Origin of the sequence: Pseudomonas sp. MPFS, assembly GCF_022537035.1 — a bacterium.
In the GTDB taxonomy this organism is placed as follows: Bacteria; Pseudomonadota; Gammaproteobacteria; order Pseudomonadales; family Pseudomonadaceae; genus Aquipseudomonas; species Aquipseudomonas sessilinigenes.
In genome coordinates this window covers 6,516,288-6,529,499 of record NZ_CP066123.1, presented here as the reverse complement: position 1 = coordinate 6,529,499, position 13,212 = coordinate 6,516,288, and the positions used below count along the sequence as shown (strand labels likewise).

At 63.1% G+C, this 13,212-nt stretch carries 12 protein-coding genes; 4 read left to right on the top strand and 8 right to left on the bottom strand.

Annotated features, from left to right (window positions below; all coding sequences use genetic code 11):
* Positions 1 to 98: 98 nt before the first annotated feature.
* Entirely contained in the window at positions 99 to 692 is a 594-nt protein-coding gene (betI, locus tag I9018_RS30030) for a transcriptional regulator BetI (RefSeq protein WP_011063941.1), read from the bottom strand.
* Positions 693 to 1,117: 425 nt separating this feature from the next.
* Between betI and betT the strand changes: the two genes are divergently transcribed.
* Positions 1,118 to 3,115 (top strand): choline BCCT transporter BetT, encoded by a 1,998-nt coding sequence (gene betT, locus I9018_RS30025; protein WP_031320648.1) that lies wholly within the window; start codon positions 1,118 to 1,120, stop codon positions 3,113 to 3,115.
* Between the two features lie 165 nt (positions 3,116 to 3,280).
* On the opposite strand, the gene choV is transcribed toward betT, so the two are convergent.
* The 3 genes from choV to I9018_RS30010 all read right to left on the bottom strand — a co-directional run bounded on the left by choV (position 3,281) and on the right by I9018_RS30010 (position 6,315).
* A complete protein-coding gene (gene choV, locus I9018_RS30020) occupies positions 3,281 to 4,459 on the bottom strand; it encodes a choline ABC transporter ATP-binding protein (RefSeq protein ID WP_068576779.1) in 1,179 nt (392 codons plus the stop codon).
* Positions 4,456 to 5,301: a choline ABC transporter permease subunit gene (gene choW / locus I9018_RS30015; RefSeq protein ID WP_068576781.1), complete on the bottom strand. Its 846-nt coding sequence runs from the start codon at positions 5,299 to 5,301 to the stop codon at positions 4,456 to 4,458. Before choW ends, choV begins: the two co-directional genes overlap by 4 nt.
* A gap of 66 nt (positions 5,302 to 5,367) precedes the next feature.
* On the bottom strand, positions 5,368 to 6,315 hold the full coding sequence (locus I9018_RS30010) for a choline ABC transporter substrate-binding protein (RefSeq protein WP_068576784.1): 948 nt from the start codon (positions 6,313 to 6,315) through the stop codon (positions 5,368 to 5,370).
* 492 nt (positions 6,316 to 6,807) lie between these two features.
* On the opposite strand from I9018_RS30010, the gene I9018_RS30005 reads away from it, so the two are divergent.
* Both I9018_RS30005 and I9018_RS30000 read left to right on the top strand, forming a co-directional pair.
* Positions 6,808 to 8,184, top strand: a complete 1,377-nt coding sequence (locus I9018_RS30005; RefSeq protein ID WP_124347194.1) for an L-serine ammonia-lyase — start codon at positions 6,808 to 6,810, stop codon at positions 8,182 to 8,184.
* Between the two features lie 418 nt (positions 8,185 to 8,602).
* Positions 8,603 to 9,706 (top strand): GlxA family transcriptional regulator, encoded by a 1,104-nt coding sequence (locus I9018_RS30000; protein ID WP_022641528.1) that lies wholly within the window; start codon positions 8,603 to 8,605, stop codon positions 9,704 to 9,706.
* A gap of 22 nt (positions 9,707 to 9,728) precedes the next feature.
* Here the strand turns inward: I9018_RS30000 and aac(6') are convergent, their stop codons facing one another.
* Together aac(6') and I9018_RS29990 are read right to left on the bottom strand one after the other, a co-directional pair.
* A complete protein-coding gene (aac(6'), locus tag I9018_RS29995; protein ID WP_068576787.1) occupies positions 9,729 to 10,175 on the bottom strand; it encodes an aminoglycoside 6'-N-acetyltransferase in 447 nt (148 codons plus the stop codon).
* A 66-nt stretch (positions 10,176 to 10,241) separates the two neighbouring features.
* Positions 10,242 to 10,505 (bottom strand): hypothetical protein, encoded by a 264-nt coding sequence (locus I9018_RS29990; protein ID WP_068576789.1) that lies wholly within the window; start codon positions 10,503 to 10,505, stop codon positions 10,242 to 10,244.
* Positions 10,506 to 10,819: 314 nt separating this feature from the next.
* Here I9018_RS29990 and I9018_RS29985 point away from each other — a divergent pair, with 314 nt between their 5' ends.
* On the top strand, positions 10,820 to 11,248 hold the full coding sequence (locus I9018_RS29985; RefSeq protein ID WP_241108200.1) for a DUF4952 domain-containing protein: 429 nt from the start codon (positions 10,820 to 10,822) through the stop codon (positions 11,246 to 11,248).
* Between the two features lie 252 nt (positions 11,249 to 11,500).
* Here I9018_RS29985 and I9018_RS29980 read toward each other — a convergent pair whose 3' ends face one another.
* The gene (locus tag I9018_RS29980; RefSeq protein WP_068583097.1) at positions 11,501 to 12,661 is read right to left on the bottom strand and encodes a gamma-butyrobetaine dioxygenase; all 1,161 of its coding nucleotides are present in this window, start codon (positions 12,659 to 12,661) and stop codon (positions 11,501 to 11,503) included.
* 25 nt (positions 12,662 to 12,686) lie between these two features.
* Entirely contained in the window at positions 12,687 to 13,163 is a 477-nt protein-coding gene (locus I9018_RS29975) for a thioesterase family protein (RefSeq protein WP_068583099.1), read from the bottom strand.
* Positions 13,164 to 13,212: the final 49 nt, after the last annotated feature.

The window sequence follows — 13,212 nt, the reverse complement described above, 5'->3', positions numbered from 1 at the left end:
CGCAAGTGCATTGAGTAATGGGCTTGTCCACCGGGCGTGCCCTTGGATTCGGGCACGCTGATCAGTGGCGTGCAGAGGCCGAGCGTCTTGGTTGTGCTCTAGCGCTCCTGCTTAGCCAGTTGTAAATCCATGTATTCGTAAGCGATCCGTATCGCCTGGTCGGTGTCGAACGCATCACCCGACAGGGCGCCACGCAGCCACAAACCGTCGATCAAAGCCGCCAGGCCGCGGGCTGCCTTGCGCGCATGGTAGAGCGGCAGGGCGCGGCGGAACTGGCAACACAGGTTGGAATACAAGCGGTGGTCGTTGATCCGCTGCAACCTGTGCAAATCGGGCTGGTGCATGCTGGAAGCCCAGAAGGCCAACCAGGTTTTCATTGCCGGGCCGTTCACCTGGCTGGCATCGAAGTTGCCCTCGATGATCACTTTCAGGTGAGCGCGCGGGCTGTCGTCCGTCAGGGCCTGACGGCGTGCTCTGACGCCTTCGTTGAGCATGCTCATGATGTAACCCATCGTCGCTGCGATCAGGCCGTTCTTGTCCCGAAAGTAGTGACTGATGATGCCGTTCGACACTCCGGCCAAACGGGCGATCAGCGCAATGCTGGCGTCCCCCATTCCGACCTGATCGACCGCTTGTAGCGTGGCTTCGATCAACTGCTGGCGGCGTATGGGTTGCATACCGACCTTGGGCATCTGATACCTCTCCTTAGGCCCGCCGGCAGACGCATGACGGCTGTCGGCTTGCGGGCCAGTCTATTTTGTTTTGATTGAACGTTCAATCAACAAAGAATAAGATCTGCGACAAATCGTCGCTGCCTACGGATTCGTCCCGCATGTAGACGGCGGAAAACGACCTCCGAAAAAGACCGCACCCCAGGGATGGCATGGCGTGAACCGGTAAGGACGGACGTGTTGAATGGGCAAGACGCTTCAGGCCTGACGCCGAACCATGGGTTCGAGCCGAGGTCGGGGACGCTGGTTCGCAACGCAGCCGCCGTGGGTCCGGGCTTTTTTCGGGGTGTCTTTATATCACCCGACGATCGGCTGCCAACTAACCGATGGGTCGGGTGCCGTGTTGCCTTGTGTCCTTCTCTCGCACTGCCTGGAGCATCTGTGCAATGAGTTCTGCCTCTCTTATAAAGACCCCGCCGGAAAAGGTGCGGGTCAACGGTTGGGTGTTCTACACCTCGACCGCGCTGATCCTGTTGTTGACTGCGATCCTGATCATCGCCCCGCAAGAGGCCGGCAAAATGCTGGACGTTGCCCAGGCCTGGTTGTCCCGCAGTTTCGGCTGGTACTACATGCTGGTGATCGCCGCCTACCTGGTGTTCGTGGTGGGCCTGGCGTTCTCTTCCTACGGCAAGCTCAAGCTGGGGACCAAGCAAGACACCCCGGACTTCAGCTATGGCGCCTGGGCCGGGATGCTGTTCTCGTCCGGCATCGGCATCTCGCTGCTGTACTTCGGTGCGTCCGAGCCCCTGGACCACTACTTCAATCCGCCCGAAGGCGTGCCAGCCAGCAACCAGGCCGCGCGCCAGGCGCTGCAACTGACGTTCCTGCACTGGGGCCTGCACGGTTGGGCGATCTATGCCCTGGTGGGCCTGGCGGTGGCGTACTTCGCCTACCGGCATAACCAGCCACTGGCACTGCGCTCGGCGCTGTACCCATTGGTGGGCGAGCGCTGGGTCAAGGGCGCGGCCGGCCACGCGGTGGACGGTTTCGGCATGTTCGTGACCCTGCTGGGCCTGGTGACCAACCTGGGCATCGGCTCGATGCAGGTATCGTCCGGCCTGGAAAACCTGTTTGGCATGGAACACAGCAACACCAACCTGCTGATCGTGATCATCGTCATGAGCACGGTGGCCACCATCGCCGCGGTGTCCGGGGTGGAGAACGGCATTCGCCGCCTTTCCAACCTGAACATCGTGCTGTTCAGCGGCTTGCTGATCTTCGTCCTGCTGTTCGGCCCGACCCTGCACCTGCTCAACGGCTTCGTGCAGAACATCGGCGACTACCTCAACGGCGTGGTGCTCAAGACGTTCGACCTCTATGTGTACGAAGGCGACAGCGCCAAGTCCGATCGCTGGCTGGGCCTGTGGACCCTGTTCTACTGGGCCTGGTGGATTTCCTGGGCACCTTTCGTGGGCATGTTCATCGCTCGTATTTCCCGTGGTCGTACCGTGCGCGAGCTGGTGGCTGGCGTACTGCTGATCCCGCTGGGCTTCACCCTGGCCTGGCTGTCGATCTTCGGCAACTCGGCGCTGGATCTGGTGCTCAACCAGGGCGCGGTGGAACTGGGCAAGACCGCCCTGGAACAGCCGTCCATGGCGATCTACCAACTGCTCGAGCATTACCCGGCGTCGAAGATCGTCATCGGTGTGTCGATCTTCGTGGGCTTCGTGTTGTTCCTGACCCCGGCCGACTCCGGCGCGGTGATGATGGCCAACCTGTCCTGCAAGGGCGGTAACGTCGACGAAGACGCCCCGCACTGGCTGCGGATCTTCTGGTCGGTCGTGATCACCCTGGTGACCGTCGGCCTGCTGTTCGCCGGTAACTTCCAGGCCATGCAGACCATGGTGGTGCTGGCTGGCCTGCCATTCTCGGTGGTGCTGGTGTGCTTCATGTTCGGCCTGTACAAGGCCATGGCCCAGGACACCCGGGTCGAGCAGGAACAAGCGGAACTGGCGGCCCGTGGCCGTCGCGGTTTCAGCGAGCGCCTGACCCAACTGGACCTGCAGCCGACCCAGGCAGTGGTCCAGCGCTTCATGGACAAGCACGTGACCCCGGCCCTGGAAGAGGCCGCGACCCAGTTGCGCAACCAGGGGCTGGACGTGCAAACCCTGCTGGGCAAGTCCAAGCGCTGCATGGGTGTGCGGATCGAGATGGAAGAGGGCAACCCTTTCGTCTATGAAGTGAGCCTGGACGGTTACCTGGCGGCGCCGAGCGAGTCGGCCGATGCACCGGAGGAGCGCGCACGCTACTACCGCGCCGAGGTCTACCTGCACAACGGCAGCCAGGAATACGACTTGATGGGCTTCACCCAAGAGCAGATCACCCGTGACGTGCTCGATCAGTTCGAAAGCCATCGGCAGCTCCTGGGCCGGGTTTATAGCTAAGTCCTGAAGTAGACGCGGGCCCGGGCTCACCGGGTACCGCGTCGCCCGCGAAGCGATGTGTGGCGTACCGCCACATCCGCTCCTGCAACAGGTGCAATTCGCACCTCTATTCCCGCTCAAACGACAACGCCGCGACCCAGGTCGCGGCGTTGTCGTTTGTGTCCATCAGCCCAGGTTCTTGCCGAGCAGTGCGTGGTAGAGCTCGCTGTCGCCAAGGATCCCCACCACCTTGTGGTTATCGTGGAGCACCAGCTTGTTGCCGGTCTGGTAGCGGATCTGCAGGGCTTCGCGCATGCCGATATTGGAATCCACCAGGGTCGGGCGCCGGCCCAGCTCTTCCACCGACTGTCCGGGCACCCAGTTCTGCAGGTCCAGCTGCGAGCCGTTGCGTCGGGCACCCTTGATGGTGTTGCCTTCGGCCAGGTCCAGCCAGGAGTCGCCACCCGGGTCCAGGCACACCGAACCGTTGACCCGCTTGCAGTTGTCCAGGCTGCGCATCAGGCTGCGCCCGCACAGTACGTTCAACGGGTTGGTATGGGCGACGAAGGTCCGCACGTAGTCGTCTGCCGGGTTGAGCACGATCTCTTCGGGCTTGCTGTACTGGATGATCCGCCCGTCCTTCATGATGGCGATGCGGCTGCCCAGTTTCAGGGCTTCGTCCAGGTCGTGGCTGACGAACACGATGGTCTTGTTCAGCTTGCGCTGCAGCTCCAGCAACTCGTCCTGCAGGCCCTGGCGAATCAGCGGGTCGAGGGCCGAGAAGGGCTCGTCCATCAGCAGGATGTCGGCGTCCATGGCCAGGGCACGGGCCAGGCCCACACGTTGCTGCATGCCACCGGACAGCTCGTCCGGCTTCTTGTTGCGCCACTGGGTCAGGCCCACCAGCTCCAGCTTGTCGTCCACCAGCTTGCGCCGCTCCTTCTCCGGGCGGCCCTGCATCTCCAGGCCGAAGCTGATGTTCTCGCGCACCGTCAGCCAGGGCATCAGGGCGAACTTCTGGAACACCATGGCGATGCGCTTGGTGCGCATCATCTTCAGCTCGGCCGGGGAGCAGTGGGCGATATCGATGTGCTTGCCTTCATGCTCGACGAACAGCTTGCCGCGGCTCACGGTATTGAGGCCGTTGATGCAGCGCAGCAGGCTCGACTTGCCCGAACCGGACAGGCCCATCAGCACGCAGATCTCGCCCTTGTTGATGTCCAGGTTGGCCTTTTCCACACCGACCACCAGGCCGGTCTGCTTGAGGATCTGCTCGCGGGTCTGGCCCTTGTCCAGCAGTGCCAGGGCCTCGCGCGGCTTGTTGGAGAAGATGACGTCGACGTCTTCGAAACGAATGATGCTCATGCCTCACCCCTTGCCGGCAGTTCCGGCTGCTTGCAGATACGGTCGAGCATGATTGCCAGCAACACGATCGCCAGGCCTGCTTCGAAGCCCAGGGAGATATCGGCGGTGTTCAGTGCGTTGACCACGGGTTTGCCCAGGCCATCGGCGCCCACCAGGGCCGCGATCACCACCATCGACAACGACAGCATGATGCACTGGGTCACGCCGGCGGCGATGCTCGGCATCGCGTGCGGCAATTCGATACGGGTCAGCAACTGGCGGCGTGAACAACCAAAGGCCTTGCCGGCATCCAGCAGCTCCTGTGGCACGTCGCAGATACCCAGGTAAGTCAGGCGGATCGGCGCGGCGATGGCGAACACCACGGTGGAAATCAGCCCCGGGACCACGCCCAGGCCGAACAGGGTCAGGGTCGGGATCAGGTAGACGAAGGTCGGCACGGTCTGCATCAGGTCCAGCACCGGGCGCATGGCGGTATAGAACATCGGCTTGTGCGCGGCGAGGATGCCCAGCGGCACGCCGATGACCACGCAGACCAGGGTGGCGAAGGTCACCTGGGCCAGGGTCTCCATGGTCTCCTGCCAGTACCCCAGGTTGAGGATCAGCAGGAAGGACAGGATGACGAATACGGTCAGGCCCCATTTGCGCTGGATCATGTGGGCCAGCAGGGCGATCAGGCCGATCAGGGCCAGGGGGTTGAACCAGGTCAGCGCGAACGTCACGCCGTGAATCATGGCTTCCAGGCTGGTGGCGATCGCATCGAAGATGTTGGCGCCGTGTTTCGTCAGCCACTCTACAAAGGCCGCGATGTACTGGCCCAGGGGGATTTTCTGATCAGTGAGCATGGTATTGAACGTCCGCATGCAATGGAAAAACAGCCCGGGCGGGCGAACCCGCCCGGCGTAAGCAACTTACTGGGCCAGCTTGGCTTTGACGGCCTCCAGGCCTGGTTTGCCATCGATGGTGGTGACTCCGGCGAGCCAGGTATCGAGCACTTGAGGATTGTTCTTCAGCCAGGCCTTGGCGGCCGCGTCGGGCTTCATCTTGTCGTCCAGCACGTTCCCCATCAGGGTGCTTTCCATGTTCAGGGTGAACGACAGGTTCTTCAGCAGTTGGCCGACGTTGCTGCACTCCTGGGCGTAGCCCTTGCGAGTGTTGGTGTAGATGGTCGCCTGGCCGAAGTTGGGGCCGAAGAACTCGTCGCCGCCGGTCAGGTACTTCATCTTGAAGCGGGTGTTCATCGGGTGCGGTTCCCAGCCCAGGAACACCACCGCGGTGTCGCGGCGCTGGGCGCGCTCGACCTGGCTGAGCATGCCCGCCTCGCTGGATTCCACCACTTTGAAACCGGCGTCCTTCAGGCCGAAGGCATTCTTGTCGATCATGCTCTGGATGGTGCGGTTGCCGTCGTTGCCCGGCTCGATGCCATAGATCTTGCCGTCCAGTTCCTTCTTGAACTTGACGATGTCGGCGAAGTCCTTGAGGCCCTTGTCATACAAGGCCTCGGGAACGGCCAGGGTGTACTTGGCGTTCTCCAGGTTGGCGCGCACGGTCTCCACGGTACCGGCCTCGCGATAGGCCTTGATGTCGTTTTCCATGGTCGGCATCCAGTTACCCAGGAAGACGTCCATGTTCTTGCCGTCGGCCAGGGACTTGTAGGTCACCGGCACGGAAATCATCGTGGTCTTGGTCTTGTAGCCCAGGGCGTTGAGCACGACGCTGGTGGTGGCGGTGGTCACGGTGATGTCGGTCCAGCCGACATCGGAGAAGTTCACGGTACCGCACTGTGCCGGTTCTGCAGCGTGTGCCAGAAGCGGCAGACCCAGCATGGCGGCCAGCAACAACGAGGGGGAACCTTTCATAGAGGGGAGACTCCTGGATGTTCTTCTTGGCGGCGTTTGGACCGCGCTTATTAAGTGTGGCGGTTGGTGTGTCGGGAACAGCTCTACCACCCCAGGGGCTGTTGACGTTTGCCAAGTGGACCGCCGTCGCGGCCTGCCACCAAACGTCAACAGCCCCTTGCAATCGAGTCGAGACTGATCATGTACCAGTGAAAATCTGTCGCCTACGGGGTGCGTCGTATCCAGTACAGGGAGGGTCGCATCCAGTGTCGGTGACGTCGCTTACAGCGTTTTTCCGCAATTTTTCCTTCATCCGGGGCGCAAAAAACGCCCGGAATCAGGCCCTGTCGCCAAGCGGCGTTGGTGGACATGAACGAGTCGGTGTCAGACGTCGGCAAACCCGGCAAAAGCCTGATGATGCGCCCTTCTCGGCGGATTGCAGCTTGAGCGTAGCAGCTCCGTCAGTGGGCGTTTTCGGCGTCCGGACTGTGCTCATCGAGGAGTCACCCAGGCATGGCTATCAGTGTTTTCGACTTGTTCAAAATCGGTATCGGCCCCTCCAGTTCCCACACCGTCGGCCCCATGCGCGCAGCCGCGCTGTTCGCCCAGGCGCTGGGTGAAAAACAGCTGCTGGATCAGGTGCGCCGGATCGAGGTCCAGCTCTATGGCTCGCTGTCGGCCACCGGTATCGGCCATGGCAGCGACAACGCGGTGATCATGGGGCTGATGGGCGAGTGGCCCGATGCGATCGACCCCTCTTTGATCGGCACCCGCATCGACCTGCTGCGACAGACCTCTACCTTGTTGCTGGACGGGCGCCTGCCGGTGCCGTTCATCTGGTCACGGGACATGCGCCTGCTCGACGAGAACCTGCCATTCCACCCCAATGCCATGACCCTGGTGGCCGAAGGCGAGGGCGGGGAACTGCATCGCGACACCTATTATTCGGTCGGCGGCGGTTTTGTCGTCGACCAGGCCCAGGCCGACAGTGGCGTGGCGGACCTGGATCGCAGCGAGCTGCCCTACGATTTCTCCAGTGCGGTGGAGTTGCTGGATCTGTGCCGCAGGCACAACCTGCGGGTGGCCGAGCTGATGCTGGCCAACGAGAAGACCTGGCGCTCGGAGGAAGAAATCCGCAGTGGGCTGATGGCGCTCTGGCGCGCCATGCAGGACTGCGTGGAACAAGGTCTCAAGCATGAGGGCACGCTGCCGGGCGGGCTCCATGTACGGCGCCGGGCGGCCAAGCTGCACCGCAGCCTGCAGGAGCTGAACAAGCCCAATGTGATCGGCTCGACCCTGAGCGCCATGGAGTGGGTCAACCTCTATGCCCTGGCGGTCAACGAAGAGAATGCCGCCGGCGGGCGCATGGTCACCGCGCCCACCAACGGTGCGGCGGGGATCATCCCGGCGGTGCTGCACTACTTCATGAAGTTCAGCGAGGAGGTGACCGACGCCAATGTGGTGGACTTCTTCCTCGGTGCGGCGGCCATCGGCATCCTGTGTAAAAAGAATGCCTCCATCTCCGGTGCCGAGGTCGGTTGCCAGGGCGAGGTCGGCTCGGCCTGCGCCATGGCGGCGGCGGGACTGGCGGAGATCCTCGGTGCTACCCCGGAACAATTGTGTAACGCTGCGGAGATCGGCCTGGAACACAACCTTGGACTGACCTGCGACCCGGTGGGCGGCCTGGTCCAGGTGCCCTGCATCGAGCGCAACGCCATCGCCGCGGTGAAGGCGATCAATGCCGCGCAGATGGCCCTGCGTGGCGATGGCCAGCACTTCATCTCCTTGGACCGGGTGATCCGCACCATGCGCGACACCGGGGCCGACATGCATGACAAATACAAGGAAACTTCCCGCGGCGGCCTGGCCGTAAGCGCCGTGGAATGCTGAGCCGCCCGCCGCTGCGCGCAAACGGCCCATCGGCGCGGGAGGACGCCACCTTTTAGCGCGTCGTGATTAGACAAGTGGCCCACGGAGCCGACGGGCATTCCCGTTCGTCGGCCCGTTGCGCTTTGAGTGACACTCGGCTGTGGCCTGCACGCGCGACGGCTCTACGAGTGCTACCTAACTGCTCACCCTCGCCGGCGCCCGCCGGCGACTTTCGTTCTGCATGTCTCTAATCCGCACACAGGCAAGGGCTATGTAGAGGCTTCGCGACGTCGTTTTCAGGAGTTATTGAATGCCCATTCAACTTTAGGCATGGCAATTGCTCTGTGATGACCAAGCCCGTTTCCCTCGAGTGACAGGGCACCAATAAAAAGAGCCTCCGCCTGAGGCCATCACCCGCTTTGTGTGAGGAGATATCGCGATGACGTCGTTCAACTCCGGGGCCCAGCCCCAGAACCGTGCGCCTCAATCCATCGGCTTTTTGCTGCTGGACAATTTCACGCTGATTTCCCTGGCCTCCGCAGTCGAACCCCTGCGCATGGCCAACCAACTGTCCGGCCGCGAGCTGTATCGCTGGACCACCCTCAGCGTCGATGGCGGCCAGGTCTGGGCCAGTGATGGCCTGCAAATCACTCCCGACGCTTCCATGCACAAAGCCCCCAGCCTGGATACCGTGATCGTCTGCGGCGGTATCGGCATCCAGCGCACCGTGACCCGTGAGCATGTGTCCTGGTTGCAGAGCCAGGCCCGTCAGTCCCGACGCCTTGGCGCCGTGTGCACCGGCAGCTGGGCGCTGGCCTGCGCCGGCCTGCTGGACGGCTTCGATTGCAGCGTGCACTGGGAGTGCCTGGCGGCGATGCAGGAAGCCTTCCCCCGGGTGGCCATGAGCACCCGCCTGTTCACCCTCGATCGCAACCGCTTCACCAGCTCCGGAGGCACCGCGCCGCTGGACATGATGCTGCACCTGATCAGCCGCGATCACGGCCGCGAGCTGTCGGCGGCGATCTCGGAGATGTTCGTCTACGAGCGCATCCGCAACGAGCAGGACCACCAGCGCGTACCGCTCAAGCACATGCTGGGCACCAACCAGCCCAAGCTGCAGGAAATCGTCGCGCTGATGGAAGCCAACCTGGAGGAGCCGATCGACCTCGACGAACTGGCGGTGTACGTCGCGGTATCGCGCCGGCAACTGGAGCGCCTGTTCCAGAAGTACCTGCACTGCTCGCCATCGCGCTACTACCTCAAGCTGCGCTTGATCCGCGCCCGGCAACTGCTCAAGCAGACGCCGATGTCGATCATCGAAGTGGCCTCGGTCTGCGGTTTCGTCTCCACCCCGCACTTCTCCAAGTGCTACCGCGAGTATTTCGGCATTCCGCCACGGGACGAGCGCATCGGTTCCAACACCACCCAGCAGGTGGCGATGATGCCGCTGCCCCAGGCCATGGTCCTGGCGCCACTGTCGGGGCCACTGTCGGCCCTGAGCCAGGCGCGCAACGAATCCACCTTCGCCAGCGTGCGTCTCTAGGCGCGGTCGCAGGCCGCCCCGGTCACAGCGCCTTCTTGAAATACACCACGCGCTCGGTTTCCTCGAAGCCGAGCGCGTGGTGCAGGGCATGGCTGACCAGGTTGTCCAGGCTGGCGTCCGAGGCGATCTCCACGCAGCCCTGCTGCCGCCCCCACTGGCTGACCTGTTCGATCAGGCGCTGGGCTATGCCTTGGCGCCGGTGTTCGGGAGCGACGTAGATACCTTCCAGAAACACCACCGGCGAGCTGTCGGTGCCATTGACGTAGTCGCGGCGCAACGACGCCTCAGCCAGGCCCAGCGTTTCACCACTGGCGGCCTGGGCCAGCCAGCAGCCGTAGCGAGCGGGCTCGGCGAGCATCTGGCGGATTTCTTCCCGGTGTTCCTCGGGGGGGCAGTGGGGCCACAGGCCCAGGCGCAATTGCAGCCAATGGCCGGGATCGGCGGCTTGGCCGGGCAGGATACGGATCATGGGCAGTCGCCTGTGCAGTACAAAGAGGTGCGTACTCTAGCAACCGGCCCATGGCACCGGGGCGATTCAGGCGCGTTTTTGCTGCTGGTACTCGGCCAATGCCGGCAACAGCTGGCGGTCGAGGGCCTGGCGCACGGCAGGAAGAATGGTCGCGTTGCCGGTGAGCATCTGCTCGACCATGCCCTTGAGTGCCTTGGCCCGGGCATCGCTCAGGCCCCTGACTGCGCATTCGCAGGCCTGCTCGGCACTGGCGCCTGCGGGCATCTCGAAACCCAGGGCCCGGAGTTGCCCCAGCAGGTCGTCCTGGTCAATCAAATCCGCGTGCATCATGGCGCTTATCCTTGTTCAGGGAGTGGGGTCGCCAGCCGATTCTGGTAGGCCGTCCCGATGGCGGCAAGGGCAGATTGTCGCGATGGCCCGTTTACCTATGAACAGGTCGTTTTCGGCTAAGTCGATGACCATGGCCGGTTGCCACAGCGTTGGGAAAAGGCGGCGCAATCAAGTCTTGCGGCGCTTGCTTATGAGGCCTCGGGCTTGCCTGAAGGGTGGGGTAATGAGCGCTCCTGCCGCGCAAAGACACTCTGTGCAAGCGCTGGGTGTTCGGTAGGATGGCCGCCGAGTGGCAAACCATGGAGCTGGAGTGGATGAACGTGATGTTCAGAATGGGGTTCGCCTGTTTGTTGTTGACGGTTTCCAGCGCTGCTCTGGCAGCTCCCGAGTGTGGCGATTTTCTGAAGGCCATGACCGATCCACCGAAGTCCCTGGAGTTTTTCCGTTGTGAGTCGAAGCCCCAGGATCAGGGCGCACCGCTGACCGCCAGTTACCGGGTCAAAGGTAAGGATGCCCATGAGGTAGAGCGCTATCTGCAGCGGGAGTTGGGGGTTCAGGAGGGGCTCAGGTTTGTCTGCTGCGGCTGGGAAACGAAGGGTTTCATTTCCTATAGGGATAAAAAGACCGGGCGTCATTACCAGATTGGCATGGGCTCTGAAGAGACGCCCTACAACCAGCGCCAGGATTGGCACAAGATCGGCTATTTCTATGTGACGGTGGTGCTGTATACCGAGGACATCTGAAGGCGTGGCTGTGGCCCTATTACCTATGAGCAGGTCGCTCTTGGCTAACTCGCGGGAAGGCAGAGTGGGCAGACTGAAACCAGCTCGCGTCGTGTCGGTTTGGTCACCTTCTCACCGCAGCTCCTCAGCAGTAGTCCCTGCCTCGATCCTGTCACGGCTTGATCGGGGCTTTTTTTGCCTGTGGAAAGCTCTCCGGCAAGCTTCGCCGGCAAGCCGGCTCCTACGGCGGAGCCGGGGCGGGAGGGGTGAGGATCAGCGCTGTAGCACCAGGATTCTGGAGAGCAGTTCGTCGCGGTCGATGTAGCAGCCCTGGAAGTGCCGAGCGCCGCTGGCCGGATCGAAGGCATTGCGCGCATGCAGGGTGCGCCGATTGTCGAAGCACCACAGCTGCCCCGGTTCCAGGCGCCGCACCAAGCGAAAGCGCGCCTGGCGAGTCAGGGCGATCAGGCTTCGATAGGCGTGGTACAGGGGCGGCATCTGTTCTGGCGGTGCGTCGAAGGGGCCGCGCAGGAAGTTGGCCATGCGGATCTCCGCCACCTGGCCCAGGGCGTCCAGGGCGATGATCGGCGCCAGGCAGCGGTAGTCGCTGTGGCGGTCCTTGTTGCGAAATTCCACGGGGATTTCGCACAGGGTGCGAAACGCCTCGGGGTCTTCCCGGCGCAGGGCATCGGCGATGGCGAAACCGTCGACGAAGATGCTTTCGCCGCCTGCCGCGTCGTTTACCAGGCAGTGCAGGAACTGCAAGCCCGGTTGCAATTCGCGAGTGGGCAGGTCGCTGTGCAGCGGCAGGTTGAAGGCGGTGTAGGCATTGCTGTCGGCATCGGCCTTGGATTGCACGTTGAACAGCACACCGAAGTTGCTTTCGCGGATGAACGAGATCCGCCGGGCGATCGCTGCCAGCGCGCCAGGTTCGGTCGGTGCTCCCCGGACCTGGGTCAGGCCGATATCGCGCACCGCCAGCAGCCATTGCAACAACGCCTGGGGATCGTCCATCACCGCCTGGTATTCGAAGACTGGCAGTTGCAGGCTGCTGTCCCATAACCGGCTGTGGGCCCTGGCCACGCGGCGCTCCTCGCGCGACTGCGGGTCATAGGCGTGGGCCCGCAACCAGCCTGGGTCGAAACGGCTCTGGTGGCCGTCCTGCCAGATCACTTGCAGGCAACCCTGGTGGTCGATTTGCGCGCTGGAGCACGCCAGGTCCTCGGGCACATCGAGGATCTCCAGTACCTGCTCGCGGGTCACCGGATAGACGCATTGGGGGCAGGAGCAGTTGTCCCGCAGCCAGGGGTGGTGGAAGGGGCTCCAGCGACCGTCCGCCCACTGCACCAGGACCTGGTCCGGCAAGGCCTGGACGGTGGCCAGCGCGCTGATCAACGGATAGCTGCGGTAGTCGGCAAAGGCGGCGGTGTGCACGGCGATCTCCTTTTCGGGTTGGGGATTACTTCTGCGCGGGCAGGCCGATCACCCGGCCGATCCAGGCCGGAGGTGGCAGGTCCGCCTGTGCGGTTTGCAGGGCCGCAAGCCGTTGCCGCACGGCGTCGGTGAACGGCGCCGAATGCGGCCCGGCGAGGTCGACGTGGAGCAGCATCTGTTCGTTGCCGGCCAGCTCCCGGGCATCACCGACCTGGTGCAGGCTGTGGTACAGGTGCAGGCGCTTGTGGTCGTGGCCGATGATCTGGGTGCGTACTTGCACCTCGGTGTCGAGCTTCACCTCGTGCAGGTAATTCAGGTGCAGCTCCAGGGTGAACAGCGAGTGGCCGCTGGCTTCGCGGTTGTCGCTGTCCAGCCCCAGGCAGTCCATCAGGGCATCGGTGGCGTAGCTGAAGATCAGCAGGTAGAAGGCATCGCGCAGATGGCCGTTGTAATCGACCCAGTCGCTGATGATGCGGGTGTTGTAGGTAGTCAGTGCAGGCATGGCAGGGGCTCGGGCAAGGGGCAGTGGAATCCCGGGGCCGCTGCCGAAG